General features: G+C 67.8%; 16 protein-coding genes and 1 tRNA gene. 8 read left to right on the top strand and 9 right to left on the bottom strand.

The window, feature by feature from the left end:
• Window positions 1–786 (top strand): hypothetical protein, encoded by a 786-nt coding sequence (locus VGR32_RS03990; RefSeq protein WP_327448275.1) that lies wholly within the window; start codon window positions 1–3, stop codon window positions 784–786.
• Here VGR32_RS03990 and VGR32_RS03985 read toward each other — a convergent pair.
• Entirely contained in the window at window positions 755–1,831 is a 1,077-nt protein-coding gene (locus VGR32_RS03985) for a S41 family peptidase (protein WP_327448273.1), read from the bottom strand. The genes VGR32_RS03990 and VGR32_RS03985 overlap by 32 nt on opposite strands.
• 142 nt (window positions 1,832–1,973) lie before the next feature.
• Between VGR32_RS03985 and VGR32_RS03980 the strand changes: the two genes are divergently transcribed.
• From VGR32_RS03980 to VGR32_RS03970, 3 genes are all read left to right on the top strand, one after another.
• Window positions 1,974–2,237 (top strand): DksA/TraR family C4-type zinc finger protein, encoded by a 264-nt coding sequence (locus tag VGR32_RS03980; protein WP_327448271.1) that lies wholly within the window; start codon window positions 1,974–1,976, stop codon window positions 2,235–2,237.
• A 42-nt stretch (window positions 2,238–2,279) separates the two neighbouring features.
• Window positions 2,280–2,364, top strand: a tRNA-Leu gene (locus VGR32_RS03975).
• A 30-nt stretch (window positions 2,365–2,394) separates the two neighbouring features.
• Window positions 2,395–3,486 carry a DUF4238 domain-containing protein gene (locus VGR32_RS03970; protein ID WP_327448269.1) on the top strand — a complete coding sequence of 364 codons (1,092 nt, stop codon included), beginning with the start codon at window positions 2,395–2,397 and terminating at the stop codon, window positions 3,484–3,486.
• 9 nt (window positions 3,487–3,495) lie between these two features.
• Here VGR32_RS03970 and VGR32_RS03965 read toward each other — a convergent pair whose 3' ends face one another.
• The 3 genes from VGR32_RS03965 to VGR32_RS03955 form a co-directional block, all read right to left on the bottom strand.
• A complete protein-coding gene (locus VGR32_RS03965) occupies window positions 3,496–4,728 on the bottom strand; it encodes a tyrosine-type recombinase/integrase (RefSeq protein ID WP_327448267.1) in 1,233 nt (410 codons plus the stop codon).
• A gap of 73 nt (window positions 4,729–4,801) precedes the next feature.
• Window positions 4,802–4,984 (bottom strand): hypothetical protein, encoded by a 183-nt coding sequence (locus VGR32_RS03960; RefSeq protein WP_327448264.1) that lies wholly within the window; start codon window positions 4,982–4,984, stop codon window positions 4,802–4,804.
• Complete coding sequence (locus VGR32_RS03955) at window positions 4,981–7,455, bottom strand: DUF5906 domain-containing protein (protein WP_327448262.1); 2,475 nt, start codon at window positions 7,453–7,455, stop codon at window positions 4,981–4,983. The genes VGR32_RS03960 and VGR32_RS03955 overlap by 4 nt, the downstream gene beginning before the upstream one ends.
• A 487-nt stretch (window positions 7,456–7,942) precedes the next feature.
• On the opposite strand from VGR32_RS03955, the gene VGR32_RS03950 reads away from it, so the two are divergent.
• The 4 genes from VGR32_RS03950 (at window position 7,943) to VGR32_RS03935 (ending at window position 13,830) form a co-directional block, all read left to right on the top strand.
• Window positions 7,943–8,494 (top strand): recombinase family protein, encoded by a 552-nt coding sequence (locus VGR32_RS03950; protein ID WP_327448260.1) that lies wholly within the window; start codon window positions 7,943–7,945, stop codon window positions 8,492–8,494.
• Between the two features lie 555 nt (window positions 8,495–9,049).
• Entirely contained in the window at window positions 9,050–9,391 is a 342-nt protein-coding gene (locus tag VGR32_RS03945; protein WP_327448258.1) for a hypothetical protein, read from the top strand.
• A gap of 94 nt (window positions 9,392–9,485) precedes the next feature.
• A complete protein-coding gene (locus tag VGR32_RS03940) occupies window positions 9,486–10,634 on the top strand; it encodes an efflux RND transporter periplasmic adaptor subunit (protein ID WP_327448256.1) in 1,149 nt (382 codons plus the stop codon).
• A 1-nt stretch (window position 10,635) separates the two neighbouring features.
• Window positions 10,636–13,830, top strand: a complete 3,195-nt coding sequence (locus VGR32_RS03935; protein WP_327448254.1) for a CusA/CzcA family heavy metal efflux RND transporter — start codon at window positions 10,636–10,638, stop codon at window positions 13,828–13,830.
• A gap of 83 nt (window positions 13,831–13,913) precedes the next feature.
• On the opposite strand, the gene VGR32_RS03930 is transcribed toward VGR32_RS03935, so the two are convergent.
• The 5 genes from VGR32_RS03930 to VGR32_RS03910 form a co-directional block, all read right to left on the bottom strand.
• The gene (locus tag VGR32_RS03930; protein ID WP_327448252.1) at window positions 13,914–14,120 is read right to left on the bottom strand and encodes a hypothetical protein; all 207 of its coding nucleotides are present in this window, start codon (window positions 14,118–14,120) and stop codon (window positions 13,914–13,916) included.
• Entirely contained in the window at window positions 14,117–14,836 is a 720-nt protein-coding gene (locus VGR32_RS03925) for an SOS response-associated peptidase (RefSeq protein ID WP_327448250.1), read from the bottom strand. Before VGR32_RS03925 ends, VGR32_RS03930 begins: the two co-directional genes overlap by 4 nt.
• A 96-nt stretch (window positions 14,837–14,932) precedes the next feature.
• Window positions 14,933–15,181, bottom strand: coding sequence for a DUF6894 family protein (locus VGR32_RS03920; RefSeq protein WP_327448248.1), 249 nt, complete (start codon window positions 15,179–15,181; stop codon window positions 14,933–14,935).
• Window positions 15,182–15,765: 584 nt separating this feature from the next.
• Window positions 15,766–16,338 (bottom strand): hypothetical protein, encoded by a 573-nt coding sequence (locus VGR32_RS03915; protein WP_327448246.1) that lies wholly within the window; start codon window positions 16,336–16,338, stop codon window positions 15,766–15,768.
• Between the two features lie 26 nt (window positions 16,339–16,364).
• Window positions 16,365–16,709: a hypothetical protein gene (locus tag VGR32_RS03910; RefSeq protein WP_327448244.1), complete on the bottom strand. Its 345-nt coding sequence runs from the start codon at window positions 16,707–16,709 to the stop codon at window positions 16,365–16,367.
• Window positions 16,710–16,882: the final 173 nt, after the last annotated feature.

The raw sequence follows: 16,882 nt of genomic DNA, 5'->3' as shown, positions 1-16,882 counted from the left end.
ATGCGCGCTCTCGTCATCGCAGCCACGACGGCGGCCGTCGCATTGCCGGTGCCGGCAGGCGCGCAGGATTGGGACGTGCACCGGGACGAGCGGACGAAGACGGTGATGGCCTACGCGGTCTTCGATGCCGGCGTGGGGATCACTTTCCGATGTCAGGACGGCGGTTACGACGCGGTCATCGGGGGGCTTCCTCCCGCCGGCGACGAATCGACCCGCCCCCTGAGACTGGTTTTCGGCGAGCCGTCGGCCGCTCCGCACTTCCAGAACTGGAACGTGGCCGTCGACGACACCATGGCCGTGAGCCCATTGCCCGCGCCATTGGCCCGGCGGCTGCGGGAGGGTGGACGACTGCAGATCGTCGTCCCCGCGGCCACCGAGGGCGGCCGGAACCTGCGATATGATCTGATGCTTCCTGCCTCGGCCGCCGCGATCGATGACACGCTGACCGCTTGCGGGAGACCGCTGGTCGACCCGCGCGACGCAATGCTTACGGACCTGGACGACGTCGGCCTGCCCAGCGGCATGATGTGGACGCGTCGTCCGCGTCCCGACTATCCGAACGGCCGCAAGGTCTATGTTCGCGGCTTTGCGGTCGCCACGTGCGTCACCGCGCCCGACGGCAGACTTCGGGACTGTGTGATCGAGACGGAGCACCCCCGCGACGGCGGCTTCGGCGAGGAGGTGCTGCGAGGCGCCCGCGGGGCGCGCGTGGGGCATGCGGACGGATCCGAGGCGCCCTTTCCCGTGCGACGCGTCATGTTCCGTGTCGATTTCCGGATGCAGTGAGAGCCGCGTCGGCCCGATCCGCGGTGAGGAGCCCGCGCGCCGTCTCCGGCGCCGAGTCCGCAGGCACGGCGACGTCGGGCGTCACGCCAACACCTTCCCAGGTCCCGCCTGTGGCCGGGTGCACGGTCACGGCGACCGGCATGACGACGGTGAACCACGGGCCGAGGTCCATGGCGACGGAGGGGTTGGCGCCGCCCCCGGTCACCTCGCCGATGACCGTCGCGCGCCCCTGCGCCTGCAGGCCGTAGGCGAGAGCTTCCGCCGCGGAAAACGTGTTCTTCGAGGTCAGCACGTAGATCGGCTGGGTCGGAAAGGCGGGGTGCGCCACCGCGTCCGCACGACGGACCTGCGCGTCGCGGCGGCCGTCCTGCAGGCAGCCCTCGCGATCGTTCGGGTCGGGCTCGCAGTGGCGGAAGAAGATGGTTTCGAGCGGCAGCGGCGCGGGCGCGAGATGGCCCATCAGTCTGAGCAAGGCGGCCTCGCCGCCGCCGCCGTTCGTGCGCAGGTCGATGATCAGGGCCGGCGCGCCGCGCAGAGGCTCCAGCGCCGCGTCGATCGCCGGGCCCGCGCCCGGATGGCCGGAAAAATACGCCAGATCGAGGTAGGCCGTGCCGTCGTCCAGAAGGCGCGCCGACCGGATGCCGAACCCACGGCCGGCCTCCTCCGCGGCCATCTGTTCCATCGTCGGAGGGGGTCCGTCGGCCATGGCGTCGTCGCGGCTGCGCCCCTCGATCCAGACCTGCAGATGCCTGTCGCGGCTGATGTCATAGAGATCGGCGTTGATCGCGGCGCGGAAAGCCTCCGGGTCCGTCAGCGTCAGGTAATGCGAGCGCCGCTCGGCCAAGCGGGCGCGGATCGCGGGCGTCAACTCGGCGTGGACGTAGTGGGCCAGCCGCCGATCCAGCACGTCCAGCGCCCGCACCCGGTGCTCCGCCGTGATCGCCGCGTGGGGGTGAGGAGACGGCGCCTGGGCCATCACCAGCGTCGGGCCGGCGCACGAGGTCAGCAGGGCGGCGGCCAGAACGGCCAGTCGGGAGCGGGACATGAGGGACTCCTTCGTTCGCGGGAAGGAGGCGGCGGGCGGCTGCGGCGGATGCGCGGCGTCGCGTTACGTTTTCGACAGGCTGCAGCTCCGCTTGGATTCCAGCCCCCGCCACCTACCTCCAGAGGCAGGAAAGGCGATGCTCATGGCGACCGGATGGGCCCCCGACGGGGCGGTGCAGGACCAGATCGACGACACGGTGCGCGACGCGGTGCTCCATGCGCGTTCGCGCATGCCGCAGGGCGAGGGCGCCACCCACTGTCGTGAGTGCGGCGACCCGATCCCGGAAGCCCGCCGCCGCGCCCTGCCCGGGGTGGTGACCTGCGTCGAGTGCCAGTCCGGCCGGGACGCCCGGGCCGTGATCCCCGGCATCAACCGGCGCGGCAGCAAGGACAGCCAGCTGAAATAGGCCGCTGGACGCGCGCGGCCCGGCGTGGCATCGCGGGCACGCGCCCCGGTGGTGGAATTGGTAGACGCGCCGGACTCAAAATCCGGTTCCGCAAGGAGTGTCGGTTCGAGCCCGACCCGGGGCACCATAATTAAGTCAACGGCTTAGCCGACGCGAAGTGTCGCGCTCACCCCCTACCGCCCCTACTCCGTGCGCCGTTGATTTTCTTCCGTTTTCTCGGATTTTCGCCCGAGTCCGCCAAACTCCGAGCGCCGCGCCAGCGCCGCAAGGTTCTCTGGCTGTTCCAATCGCGAATGTGCAGCTACGCTTACGCATCGGCGGTTATGCGAACCCATTGTCAGTCCCACGCGACCATCACTTTCTTCCCCGATTCTACCTCAGCCGGTGGATCGACCCGGGGATCGGGGAGCTATGGGAATACTCGCGCCCTCGTGACTTAGTTGTTGTCCGACGGCGATCGACCAAAGGCACTGGAAAGCAGGAACATCTTTACAGCATCGCCGGCGAGGTTGACCCACAGCTCCGGGAGCAGGTTGAGCTGCGGCTAATGTCTCCCTTGGACAATGTCGCGGCAGCCGCCCTGGACCATATCGAACGCACGAAGCAGCGGCCAACAGATATAGCGCTCCGGGACGGATGGGCTCGGTTCGTCATGTCGCTGCTGCATCGGTCACCGCGGCGCTTGGCGTACTTGGAGAACCTCATTCGCAATCATATCGTCGAAACCACCCCCGAGGATGAGGCAACTTACCAAGCACTGCGTCGGCCAGAGGACCCGCCCACATTGAGTCGTGTCTTCGCCGATGCCGACGAAACGCGGCTCAGCCGCTCCCGTGCCGTGCTGCTTCAGTCGCTCGTCGACTCGACGATGATCGGAAATGCCATCGTGCTGATGAGTTGGAGTATCATTCAGTTAAGCAAACCCAAGCACGGGCTCCTCACCTGCGATGACCCTGTACTGATGAGTAACGGTCTTGACCACGACCGAAGCTTCATCGCCCTTCCGGTCGGACCGGACCGTCTGTTCCTCGCGGCCAACCGCCAAGATGTAATTCGGGCGTTCGCCGACCAAGATAGCGCGGCCCTCGAGCGAGCCTTTAACGACGCAGTCTGTCAGCAGGCAGATCAAATCGTAATCGGCCGGTCAAATCAGCATCGCAAGTTCGTAGAGAACCGTCTCGGACGTGGTGAGCCGCCGCACAATGGCGGACTGGGTGGCAGATACACGTGGGCCGCCCCGCTTCTCTAGCGACCAAGCTCACACAAGCCCGATCAGCCGTTCGCTCGCCTGCGCTAGCGCATCATCCGCGTCCGGGTCGGTCCACAAATGCCCGTACAGGTCCATGGTCAGCTGAATGGTCGAATGGCCAAGCAGATCCTGCACCTTCTTCGGTGAAAGGCCCTGCGCGATCCAGAGGCTGGCCGCGACGTGCCGCAACGTGTGTGGGCTGAACACCGCAACTGGTCGGTTCTTGCCCTTGCTGTCCGGCAGCATCTCGACCAGCTCGGCGCGACGCATCAGAGGCAGCCAGCAACCGTTGATGAAATCATCGTAGAACCAGACGTCACCCCCGTCCGGCGCGGGGAACAGCCGACCGCCGACGCGGGTCGTCAGGAGCTGTCCATCGCGGTGGCTGAACGCCCGCACCGGGCCGCGCGCCAGACGCCAGGCGCGCACGGCCAAGGCGGCGGTCTCGCCGACCGGTACATCTCGCCGCGCCTTCGCCGACTTCGGCGGCCCAAGCGTCCGGTGACGTCGCTGGAGGCGCTCGCGCACCCGGACCGTCGCGGCATTCGGTTTCAGCACGAGCGCATCGTCCGCGACCCCGAGCAGCTCCGAGATGCGAAGGCCGCCGAACATGAGCAGGCGCACGACTGCCGTGTCCCTCGCGGCGTGCGGCCCTTTTCCCGCTGCGGTGAGAAGGGCCGCCAGGGTCGCCTTGTCAGGAAGGTTGAACCCGTTGCCCTTTTCGTCGCTCGTCCGGCGCGTCCGCTCCACGACGCAGACCTGCGCGGGGTTGGCGTGCAGCCAGCCGCGCCGCATGCCGAACTTGCACCAAGTCACTAGCGTTCGGCGCACGCGGGCCGCCAGATCGGCCGAGCCCGTGCGGGCGAACGTCTCGTCGAGGAACGTTTGGATCGAGGGGGCGGTCAGGTCGCAGAGTCGTCGCCGCGCGAAGCCCGGATGGGCGGCGAGGTGGACACTGGACACCGTCCGGTAGCCGTCGAGCGTCACCGCTTCCCGCTCGCCGGCCTTCACCAAGCCGTCGAAGTACCGCATGTGCGCAGCCGCCAGCTCGGTAACGGTCATCGCCGATGAGCCGCCGACGCGACCTGCGCCGACGTCGCGGAGCCACGTGTCGGCCTCGGCCTTGCGCGGGAAATTCTTCGATTGCCGCTTGCCGTCAGGCGCAGTCCACGTCGCGCGCCAGCTCGATTTGGTCGACCCGTCCTTCCGACGCGGGTGCGTGATCTTGCGAACGTTGGCCATGCGCCCTGCCCTCCTGATCGTGAATTTTTGCACGGTCGGGCGGGGCCGTCACGTCCCCGCCCTTCCGATCCTGTTACGCAAGGGTGGACGGATCGCGCTGCCACGCGTCCAGCTCATCCACGAAGGCGTACAGACCCAACCCGTCAGCCTTCCTGATCGGCACTCGCCAGCGGCGCTCGCGGGCCTGGTAGACCCAGCGGGCCGGCTTGCCGAGGTAGGCGGCTATGGCTTCGGCTCCGTCGAGACGCTGGTTCACGGTGCTGCTCCCGACCAGAAGAGCACGTTGTCGGATTTTTGCTCCGACTGACGCTCACCGCGGTACGCCCTCCGAAGCGCAGCTGGTTCAGCGCCGATCAGCTCGTCGCCCGACCTGACGAAAATGGTGGGTTCTCGCCTCCCATGGCCCACGCCGCCCTGGGCCGGATCGCTCAGCAGTGAGCGCCCCGCCGCGATGCACCCTGCGCGGCGCAAAGCCGCGCCTACCTTTGCATCGCTGACCTTCAGATCTGGGAGTTCCAGGCGCAGCTCGTTTGCCACCTCGGCGCGCGTGAACAGGCGCTTTCCAAGTACACCATCCCGATCCTCCAAGCGGTCTTCCACCCATTCATCGAGACGGGAGCGCGACGCCTTGCGCATGTCGTCCTTGGCCTTGGTGTCCGGCGCTCGGCCCTTGGCGTTGAACGCCGAAACATCCCGATCCAAGAGCCAGCGCGCGGACTTCGCCGCCCCACCGGCCGCGAACCACGCCGCCAGCTGAACATAGTAGTCTTCGTCGCGCGGCGCGCCATCGTTCCACGTCACAAAGTATCGCCTGCCCTGACGCGTCAGCGCCAGCGCGTTCTCCATGTTGGTGAAGAAGATGACGGCCAGCAGATTGGGCACTTGGAACTGGGGCACGAACTTGATGTTGACCCGCAGCGTGTAGGGCGGCGCGGCGACCATCGGCTTGAGCTTGTTCATCATGGCCTTGCGCTCGGCCATCTCCATTTCCTCGACGATCAGGAGCCGCGTGTTCTCCAGATAGTCGGTGTTCCCGCTGGCGAGGTCTTCGGGGCCGATCTCCCGCACGTTCGCCGCGCCCAGCGCCGCGCGCACCGGGTCGAGCATCATGTCCTTGCCCATGCCCTCGGCCGTCGATCCGACCACGAGGCTCCAGTTGGGTTTCTGGCCGGGGTTCTGGACGATCCACGCCAGCCAATCGAGCAGGATGCCGCGCTCGCGCTCGTCGGGGATGACGAAGGCGACGTGATCCAGCCAGACCGCCACCTCGGCCTCGTTGGCCGTCACAGGCAGCTCGGTCGTCGGATCGGTCCACCGATTGATGCACGGCCCCGTCAGGCCCGGCAGGTTCTCGGTGACGATCAGCTCGCCGCCCGGCCGGTAGGTGACGCCCTTGACCTTGCGCATCCGCTTCGGCGCGGAGACGAAGACGGCCCATGCGCACTCGCTGTTCGAGGTCGGCGGCCCGATGTGGCTGTTCCGCACGTTGAACTGCGTCCGCGTCAGCAGCTCGCCGGTCTGCATGTCGCAGATGCGCTCCATCCGCTCCACCCAGACGTAGCGGTCGAACATCCGCTCGACCTTCGGGGAGACGGGCGGACCCTTCGAGTCCTCACCCTCGGGCGGGGCCTCGGCGATGGCGTCGAAGTCCTCCTCCGCCGCGTGGAAGGTGCCGTCGCCCTGATCGGTGGCGAAGCGGGCCAGATAGTCCCATCCGACCCTGTGGGGCGGATCGAACGACCGCCACTTGCCCTCGACCGCCTCGGGCGTGTTCTCGGGCCACTGGAGGCTCCAGTCGACGAAAAGCTCCAGCCCCTCGCCCTCACGCTCGGGACCGGCCGCCGCCTTGATCGCCCGACCGATCACCAGCCAGGTGTCGTAATCGACCTCGTTGGGCACGGCGGCCAGCGCCCGGCGGATCGCGTCGATGCTCGGGGCCAGCAGGCCCTCCTGCCAGACACCGCCGTCGCCGCCCTGCCCCATCGACCGCGACACGACCTCATAGCCGTAGAGGTCGAGGAGCTTTTCTAGGCGCTCATAGAACGCATCGAGCTTCGCGGCATCGACGGGAGCGAGGGCATCAGGACCGACGACGGCAGGAGAGCGACCGTCCCGCCAGACGTAGGGCTGGCCGGTCTTCGGATGGATGCCCTCGACGACGTATTGCTGGCCGTTGGCAAGGAACTCGACGGCTTGCACATCGGACCGGACTGGGCTTTCGCGAGACGACGTGTCCTCAGGGTGAGTGAGGCTGCGATCACTTGATGCGAGCTCGTCGGGTAGGCCTTCCTCCGGTGCCTGCCGGGCTTTTTGGAAGGCAAGTCGGCGTTTGGCGAAGCCGGCGCCGGCGTAGACAAGTATGCGACGGGAGCCGCGTCCGAAACGGACCGGGGCTTCGCCCAACAGCAAACTGGCTTCGCGATGGATGGCGTCCGCGAGCACAGCATCATCAACGTCGATGTCGAGCGCGGGGAACCGACGCCCTTGCATTCCAACACCAGCGCCCCAGCCTGCCCAGACGACGATGTCATGATGGTCAGGTTGTGCATCGGTCCAACCTCCGTACCCCTGCCAGCCCCCGGCGCGCTTCCTGCCCGGGACCTTGCCCTTGTTCTGCAGAAGCCCCGAAAAAGCGGGGCTGTCGGGATGGATTACCGCATCGTGCGGAAGGATCGGCAGCAGGTCTTTCAGAAAACCTGCGGCGGCGTAAGCTTTAAAATCGGTCACAGCGAATGACTTTCGGGCCGGGTCCTATCCAGGCGAGCGCATTCGTCGCCACAAGAACCACAGTTTGCTGATGGAAAGTCCGGCAGCACCTTCAGCGGCGCGCCAATCCTCTGAACCCGGCGATCAGTTCGTAACGCCGCCCGCCTTCGCGGAACCTGGGGACTCTCAGGGTAGCTTTGCTTTTAGTCCCGCACGACACCCAAGGTGCTGGCATCGCGACGGATCAAAGACGAGGCCGAGTCGGTCGGGCTGCCAAGCCCGGTCAGGGACAATTCGCAAAATTTTGAGCGCGCGAGGGAATGCGCGTTTCGCTTATGCGTTCGCACCCCCCGCCGGGGGGTAGGCTTGGGGGCTGTCAAAGGTCGAACCGAAAAGTCAGGGACGCTTTCGCCGCGTTGTCCCAAAAAGGATCGATTGCGGGACACGTCAGTCGCGCGTGTGAAATCAAACACTTGCGCGTCCCGAATTCCTGTATCAAAATTCCGGGATGAAATTGGGATACGCCCGCGTCTCGACAGACGACCAGAACCTCGACCTGCAAGACCGCGCCCTGCGCGAAGCCGGCGTCGAACGTGTCTTCGCCGATCGGGTGTCTGGCGCTGCGAGCTGCAGGCCGGGGCTCGCCGAGGCATTGGCCGCCCTTCGTGAAGGAGACACGCTGGTTGTGTGGCGACTGGACCGCTTGGGCCGGTCGCTACCGCACCTCATCTCGGTCGTTGCGGACCTAGGCCAGCGCGGCATTGGATTCCAGTCGTTGAATGATGGTCTCGACACCACAAGCGCACAGGGCCGGTTCGTCTTTCACATGATGGGCGCGTTGGCTGAGTTTGAACGGGCACTAATCAGCGAGCGGACGCAGGCTGGTGTTGAGGCGGCGAAGGCGCGCGGCGTGCGTCTCGGCCGGCGACCTGTCCTGTCTTCCGCCCAGCTTCAGCACGCTCAGTCGCTGATCGCATTGGGGGCGAGTCCTGCCGCGGTCGCACAGTCCTTCGGCGTCGGTCGTTCGACGCTTTACCGTTCGCTGAGGGCAGCGGCCTGACCAACGACCGTCTCATGTCTCACGTCTCAGGCAATTTTGAATAACGCGTAGAAGGAGCGTCTCCCTAGGCCTTGATGGTGACAGCCCGATTGAAGGGGTTGCGGGAACCTGGGTGAGACGTGAGATGTGAGGCGCTTCGATCAGGGCAACCACGCCGGCGGTCGCAGCCAAAGCCTTCCGCGTCCAACAGGCATGGGAGCATGGCGGCCCCTGCCCATGCAGGGCGCGACAACTTGTCTTTCTTCGCGGCTTCGAAACCGCGACGTGTAGCGAGAACCGCCTCCCACCTACCTTGCCGTCTCAGGCCGTACGATCTGCAGTCTCGTCAAGGCGAGCCACCCGATTTCGACCCACGATGGTCGCGTCCAAACCTCATAACGGCTGGCCGAGACCGGTCGGCTGAACCGCGCGAACGACCAGAAGCGAACCGGGTTCGCCATCATCCAGGCGTGCGAGGCGCGAGACGCCGAGGTGCGGCAAGGGAGGGATGGCCTTTCTGACGCGCGGCGTCGATGACGCATCGCACGGTTCTTCAAACCTGCTATGACGGGGTCGATGTTCACCGCGCCGCGCACTGCCTTCGGTCGCCTGAGCCTGGTCCTGCTGGCCTTGGCCACGCTGCTGTTCGCGGCGCCGGCGTTCGAGAGCCACGCCTGCGCCATTCCCGACGGCGACGTCTCGGTGGGCGCGATGGTCGACGACGGCGGCGCGACGGGCTGCCCGGATTGCGGGCCTGCGTGCGCGGGCGGCTGCTGCCACGCCTCCCACCCCGCCTTGCCGAGCTCCGCGCCCCCGGCTGCGACCACGCCGCGGTTCGCCATGGCGGTGGCGTGGGCCGACGTCGCGGCGCCTCCCGCCCTGCGGCCCTCCGGCCCGGACCGCCCCCCTCGATCCTGATCCTCATCGGGCCCTGCCCGATCGATGCACCGCGTGCCTGAAGCCGGGCGCGCCCAACCGCTATCGGCCCGGTGCGTCCGGGCGAGGACGACAGATGATCAAACACAAGCATTGGCTGATGACGGGCGCCGCCGTGGTCGCGGCGCTGGGCCTGGGGTTCGGCGCTGCCCGGTTGACGGAAGGCCCGGCCGCCGAGGCTCCCCACGAGGAAGAGGGACATGACGAGGGCGAATCCGCCGAAGGGTTGGTGGCGCTGACCGAGCGGGAGGCGATGAGGCTCGGCATAGAACTGACGGCGCCGCGTGCCGGCGGCGGGGGAGAGCTGAAACTCCCCGGGCGCGTCCACGCGGCGCCGGGCGCCGAGGCCAGCGTCGACGCGCCGCTGCCGGGCGTGGTTACGGCGGTCCGCGTCGGCGTGGGGGATCCCGTCCGGGTCGGCACCCCGCTGGCCATCGTGAGGAGCCCGGAGGGCGCGGCGGGTCGGGCGGACGTCGATGCGGCCGCCGCCACGGTCGACGCGGCCCGGGCCGCCGAGAGCCGTGACCGCACGCTGTTCCAGCAAGGCTGGGTGTCCAAGGCCCGGCTGGACGCCACGGCCGCCGAGGCGCGGCGGGCGGAAGCGCAGTTGCGCGCGGCGAGGGCTCGGGTCGGCGCCTACGGCGGTCCGGGCCCGGACGGGCTGGTCGCGGTCCGCAGTCCGATCGCCGGCGTCGTGACCCGCGTCAGCGTGGCCCCTGGACAAGTGCTGCACGAAGAGGCGCTGCAGGTGGCCGCCGTGTCCGACGCGGGCCGCGTCGAGCTGGTGTTCGAAGCCCCACCCTCGGCCGCGTCGCTGCTGGCCGTCGGCGCACCGGTCACGGCGGATTTGCCGGGCGGAGGTTCGATGACCGGCTCGGTCATCGCGGTCGCGCCGGCGAACGAGCAGGGCGTGGTGGTGATCCGCGCGCGCGCTGCCGGCGCGCCTCCGCCTTTGGGAACCGTAGTGTCCGCCCGGCTGTCGGCCGGCGGCGGGGGGGGCGGCCTGACTGTGCCTCTGGACGCAGTTCAGACTGTGGACGGCGTGCCGTCCGTCTTCGTGCTCACGCCCCAAGGGTTTCGCGCGACGCCGGTCGTGACGGGCGCGGTCGCCGCGGGCCGCATCGAGATCGTCACGGGCCTGACCGGCGCCGAGCGGATCGCCGGCCGCAACGCCTTCCTGCTGAAGGCGGAGCTGAGCAAGTCCGAAGCGGAGCACGGGCACTGACATGCTGGACCGCATCATCGACGCCTCCGTGCGTTTTCGCTGGCTGGTGGTCGCACTGGCGGCCGTCTTCGCGGCCTTCGGTCTGCATCAGCTGCTGCGCCTGCCGATCGACGCCGTGCCCGACATCACCAACCGGCAGGTACAGATCACGACCGTGGCCCCCGCGCTGGGACCGGAAGAGGTCGAGCGCCAGGTCACCTTCCCGCTCGAGACGGCGCTGGCGGGCCTGCCCGGCCTGACGGAGACGCGCTCTCTCTCGCGGCACGGATTTTCACAGATCACGGCCGTGTTCACCGACGCGACGGACGTCTACTTCGCGCGAGGCCTGGTCAACGAGCGCCTGCAGGCTGCGCGGGAGGATCTGCCCGAAGGCCTGACGCCCTCGATGGGGCCGGTCGTCACCGGGCTCGGCGAGGTCTACATCTGGACGCTTTCCTTCACCGGTTCGGCCGCCCGCGCCGGGACGGTCTACGTCACTCCGGAAGGCGAACGGCTTTCCAGCGATGAAGAGAAGGCGACCTATCTGCGGACGGTGCAGGACTGGATCGTCCGGCCGCAGCTGTTGACGGTCGAGGGCGTGGCCGGAGTCGACGTGCTCGGCGGGTACGTCAAGGAATATGCGGTGCACCCCGACCCGGCGCGGCTCGCGGCGTATGGCGTCGGCCTGGTCCAGCTGGTCGAGGCCCTCGAGCACGCGAACCGCATCGCCGGCGCGGGCTACGTCGATCGTGCCGGAGAGGCGTACGTCGTGCGGGCCGACGCCCGTGTGAAGTCGCTGGAGGAGCTGGCCGCGACGCCGATCCTGAACAGGGGCGGACAGGTCATCCGTGTGTCCGACGTGGCCACCGTCGAAATCGGCCGGGCGCCCCGCCTCGGCTCCGCCAGCGCCGATGGCCGCGAGACCGTGGTCGGGACCGCCCTGATGCTGCAGGGCGAGAACTCGCGTGAGGTCGCGCATCGCGTAGGCGAACGCATCGCATCGATCCGCGCCAGCCTGCCACCGGGCGTGACGATCAGGCCCGAGCTGGACCGGACGGAGCTCGTGGAAGCGACGATCCGCACGGTGGAACACAACCTCGCGCTTGGCGCGCTGCTGGTGATCGCGGTGCTGTTCCTGGCGCTGGGCAACGCCCGGGCCGCGATCATCACGGCGCTGGTCATCCCGCTCAGCTTCCTGTTCGCGGCGGTGGCGATGAAGCGCTTCGACATCAGCGCAAACCTGCTCAGCCTCGGCGCGCTGGACTTCGGCCTCATCGTAGACGGAGCCGTGGTGGTCATCGAAAACACGCTGCGCAGGCTGGGCCTTCGTCGGCAGGAGCTGCACCGCCCGCTGGCGATCGGCGAGCGGCTCTCCTGCGCGGCCGCGGCGGCCCGGGAAATGGCTCGGCCCGCGGCATTCGGCCAGGCGATCATCCTGCTGGTCTACGCCCCGCTGCTGATGTTCGAGGGCGTCGAGGGCAAGATGTTCGGCCCCATGGCGGCGACCGTCATGCTGGCTCTGCTGGGCGCCTTCATCCTCAGCTTCACCTTCGTGCCGGCGATGGCCGCCCTGTTCGTCAAGGCGCCGGCCGCGGCTCATGAGGAAACCCGCCTGACGCGGGCCGCCAAGACGCGGTACCGGCCGCTGCTGGAATGGAGCCTGGCACGGCCTCGCACCGTGGTGACCGCGGCCGTCGCGGCCTTGGTGGCGGGCGCGCTGGCCTTTGCGACCCTCGGCCGCGAGTTCGTGCCGCAGCTGGACGAGGGCGACGCCCTAGTCCAGGCCATCCGCGTTCCGTCGACCAGCCTCGAGCAGAGTCAGTCGATGCAGTTTCAGGTCGAGAAGGCCCTGCTGACGGTGCCCGAGGTCGAGCGGACGTTCACACGGACTGGCACGGCGGAGGTGGCGTCCGATCCGATGCCGCCCTCCATCTCCGACACCTTCGTCATCCTGAAGGATCGAAAAGACTGGCCTGACGGCGGTCGGTCGAAGGCCGAGGTCGTCGCCGACATGGAGACGGCGCTGACGCCCCTCATCGGCCAGAACTACGAGTTCACCCAGCCGATCGAGATGCGGTTCAACGAGCTGATCGCCGGCGTGCGGTCGGACGTGGCCGTCATGATCTACGGGGACGATTTCGGCGCCATGACGCGCACCGCCAACCAGGTCGCGGGCATCCTGTCGGGCATCCCAGGGGCGGCCGACGTGCGTGTGGAGCAGGTGACGGGGCAGCCCACGCTGACCGCCAGCGTCGACCGTACGGTGGCGGCCTCACTCGGCGTCCACGCGTCCGATGCGGCCGACGCCCTGGCGATCGGGTTGGGCGGCCGGGCGGCCGGTCAGGTTCACGAGGGCGACCGACGCTTCGACGTCGTCGTCAGGCTGGACGAAAGGCTGCGCGACGACCCGGTCGTCATGTCCGGCCTGCCGGTCATGCCGGAGAACGCCGACGCCGGGACGCCCACCGTGCCCCTGTCGGCGCTGGCCCGGTTCGATCTGGCCGACGGCCCGAACCAGATCAGCCGTTCCAACGGCAAGCGCCGGATGATCGTCCAGGCGAACGTCCGCGGACGGGATCTCGGCGGCTTCGTCGCCGAGGCGCAGCGGCGGGTGGCCGACCAGGTGACGCCGCCGCCATCCGGCTGGATAGACTGGGGCGGTCAGTTCGAGAACCTGCAGCGTGCCTCAACGCGGCTGGGCCTCATCGTGCCGATCGTGTTCCTGACGATCGGCGGCCTGTTGGTCCTCGCGCTGAGGTCGTGGCGGGACGCCGCTCTGGTCTTCGTGGGCGTGCCGCTGGCCCTGGTGGGCGGCGCCCTGACCCTGGCCTTGCGGGGAATGCCGCTGTCGATCTCGGCGGCGGTGGGCTTCATCGCCGTGTCGGGCGTCGCCACGCTGAACGGGCTGGTGCTGATGCAGGCGGTGCGTCAGCGACTGGAGGAAGGCCTTCCGCCCGCGCGGGCGGCTCTGGAAGGCGCCCTCGCGCGTCTGCGCGCGGTGATGACGACGGCGCTTGTGGCGGTTCTCGGCTTCGTTCCCATGGCCTTCGCCTACGGGCCCGGGTCGGAGGTCCAGAAGCCTCTGGCCACCGTCGTGATCGGGGGACTGACGTCGGCCACGCTGCTGACGCTGCTGGTGCTGCCGGTGCTGTCGTCGGTCTGGCTGCGACGTTCGTCGCCGATCTCACCGCCAACGGAACCAGTTCCACGAGAGTGAAGTTAACGCGGTGTCCTCTTACGGATATGATGCCCTCTCAGGCCCGTCGCGATCCCCTCGCGGCGGGCCAGTTGGTCTGTGCTTCAGTTCCCCGGTTCGTCCGGCCGTAGAGCCAGTTCACCGCGCTCCATGAGCGCCTTGCCGATTTCGATGGCCGCGCGCGGGCTGAGGATGAACTGCGTCGTCTCGCCTTCCAGCGCCGCGAGCTGCTCGGCGGAGCACGCGCCTTCCAGCTCCAGCGCAACGGCGCCGTCCAGAACGCCGATGGTGTAGCCGACGACGGGTCTCATCCCGGCTGATCCTTCTTCGTGCCGCGTCCGACGATCTGGAGCGCGCCATCAGGCAGGGGGCGCTGCAGCGCCGACGCCTCAGACCAGTCGGCGCGCAGCCAGGCGTCGCGCTCTTCCTCGGTCGTCAGGATCACCGGCATGGCCTTCGGATGCACGGCGCCGACCTCGGCGTTGGGCTCGGTCGTCAGGAAGGCGAACATCTCGCACTCCTCCCAGCCGGTCTTCATCTTCCGGACGCAGGACCAGGGCGTCCAGATCCCGGCGAAGCAGGCGAGCGGCCGGTCCTCGGCCAAGGCGAACCACACGTCGCCGCCGTGTTCGCGGTTGAACTCGCTGAAGGCGGTGAAGGGGACGAGGCAGCGGCTGTCTGTCCCCAGCCATCGCTTCCAGTGGGCGCTGGCCGTGTTGCGGACGTTGGTGGTGCCGGCGTCGGGCTCCATCCGCAGAAGCTCGGCGAAGTCGACGTCCTTGCCCTTGGCGCGCGCCTTGTCGGCGCGGCGGGTGGCGGCGTCGAGAAGCGCCTTCTTCGAGGACGGCATCCCCCAGCGCGCCATGACCAGTTGGCGCCGGCCGGCGGAACCCGCGCGCACGATCGGCGCGGCGTAGTCGGGGAAGATGCCGGGCAGGGGCGGCAGGTTGCCGGTCGGGTCGTCGTCGACCTTGAACAGCCGACGCATGGCGTCCTGGGCCTTGGTCAGGCTGTAGAGGTTGCACATGAGCGCACCCTCTCACGGTCGGGAGGCGGCCGTCGAGCGCGTCGCGACCCCCTCGCGGCGGGCCAGTTGGTTTCGGGCGTCACCGTTGCCGGCGGATCAAGACTTCAGGGTGGCCGCCGAGCCGGTGGCGAAGAAGTGCAGGACGAACAAGGTCAGCCCGCTCTCGTCGCGCACGGTGCAGTTCCACTCTCCCGTCGACCAGAACCGATCGGGGTAGGATTTCAGGAGCTCGCCCGACAGCCTGACCGCCTCAATCCGGGCCGCGTTCAACCCTTCCAGCTCGGAGCCATCGATGTCGGGCTGCAGGTCCGGGCCGTTGGCGATGTCGAAGTGAAAGCGCGGCATGAGCCGTCTCGCGTCGAGGTAGAGAATGGGAAGCGCGCGAGCGCCCCGTTCGATCCAGGGCCGTGCCCAGCACTCTGCGACCTAGTCGACCTGGCTGCACTGGGTGCGTGCGGCATTTCCCCAGCGGTCCCGAGCGCCATAGTGGTTGTTCATGTGCATCTGCCGGGCCTCATCGCAGGCCCGGATGGTCGGGTACGTCCCCAACTGCACCTCAACGCGCACCCATTCCATTGATGGGCTGGCGCCGTGCCCGATAGAGTTGCAGTAGACGGCGAGGTTGAGATTATTCGCGGCCGAGGCTGCCGTCGCGCTCAGGACCAAGATCGCGGCGATAGAAAGTGACTTAAGGCGCATAGGGTGGTCTCTCCGGCCCTGATTGAACGCCGATATCGCTGACAGGCTCTCGCGCGCCAATCAAGCTCTCGGGCAGCTCTGTTGATTCATGGTCAGGCTTCGTCAGGGTGGCGCAATCCCGCGCGCCGAACTCTGAGGAGCAGCACGTGTTTGCTGTGAACCTCGATTTTAGGCACCTCATTGACTGGGCTCCCCGCGGCACTTCAGGCGGGGTCAGGCTCGCCGGCTGCTTAGAAGCCTGTGCTTCCGAGAGGGTCGCAAGACGACCTCAAAACCTCCATGGCCGTCCTGACCCGGGTCGCCAACTCGGGCGTGTCCAAAACGAAAGACGGAGCATCGATTCCGTCCGGCATCGTACCAGTGAGCAGCACGCGCGTCGGCTCTGAGTCGGCGATCGACACGAGCGTAATCTTTGACCAGTCGATCTTGACTGATTCGATCTGGTAGTTGGGTGTCCACGCCAACCCACCGCCGAAGGGATAGCCTTGAGGTGGTGCGTGGATCAGCGTCGTCCCGCACTCGCCTTCGCCTCTGGCGGTTCGGACACCCACCGGTAGCCAGTGCGTCTCGACGCATCCGTACGAGCAGTCGCGGCCGTAAGATCCCCCGACGAATCCGTTAGTGGTCCCCGGCCAAGATCGCCACATCTTGAGTCCGCCCTGCTCCGCCACCCTACTCATGAACGTCTGCGCACCTGCAGGGGTTTGCGCCGATGCGGCGACCGGCATCATCAGCAACGCCAGCGCCACGCCCACGCCTTGCAGGGACGGCCGCACCGCGAAATCCAGCTTTGTCTGTGCCATTTGGGGTTCCATAATGAATACAAGGCTCAGTCGCCGTAATAGGCCCAGCGCGCCAAAGAGACGCCGTGACCGTCGCGGCGATTCTGGGCGATGTAGGCGTTCTTCTGATCCTCGGCCTCCTGCCAGGTGTCGTACGGACCGAAGCAGATGACGTTCGCTCCGAAGTCGCGTCCATCGTAAGCGGTCGCGAAGCTGTAGAAGCTGTTCTGGATGCCGACGTGATAGGTGCCGTCGGGCACCGAAAAGACCGTCGAGTAAAGGTGGTAGCGGCCGTAGTCCGGCTCGGACGCCTTGCAGAAGCGGTAGTCGTCGGATCTGGAGTCGGCGCTTGGTGCCGCAAGGCTTGCGACGGCCGCGGCGAACAGTTGCATCAGCATAATGTGTTCCCCTCAGGTTGGCCGCCCACTGCCAACCGGTGCGAGCAAACGCTGCGTTCCGAACCTGCCAGAGTCAACCGGGATGGCCTGACGAGAGCTGATCCTCGGCCCCAGTATTGGCGGGTGGGGTAGCCAGAAGCCGACGCTACGGAGGCCGGATCCGGGTC

Origin of the sequence: Brevundimonas sp. (genome assembly GCF_035935935.1) — a bacterium.
Lineage (GTDB): Bacteria > Pseudomonadota > Alphaproteobacteria > Caulobacterales > Caulobacteraceae > Brevundimonas.
This window is presented reverse-complemented; position numbering and strand designations above follow the sequence as displayed.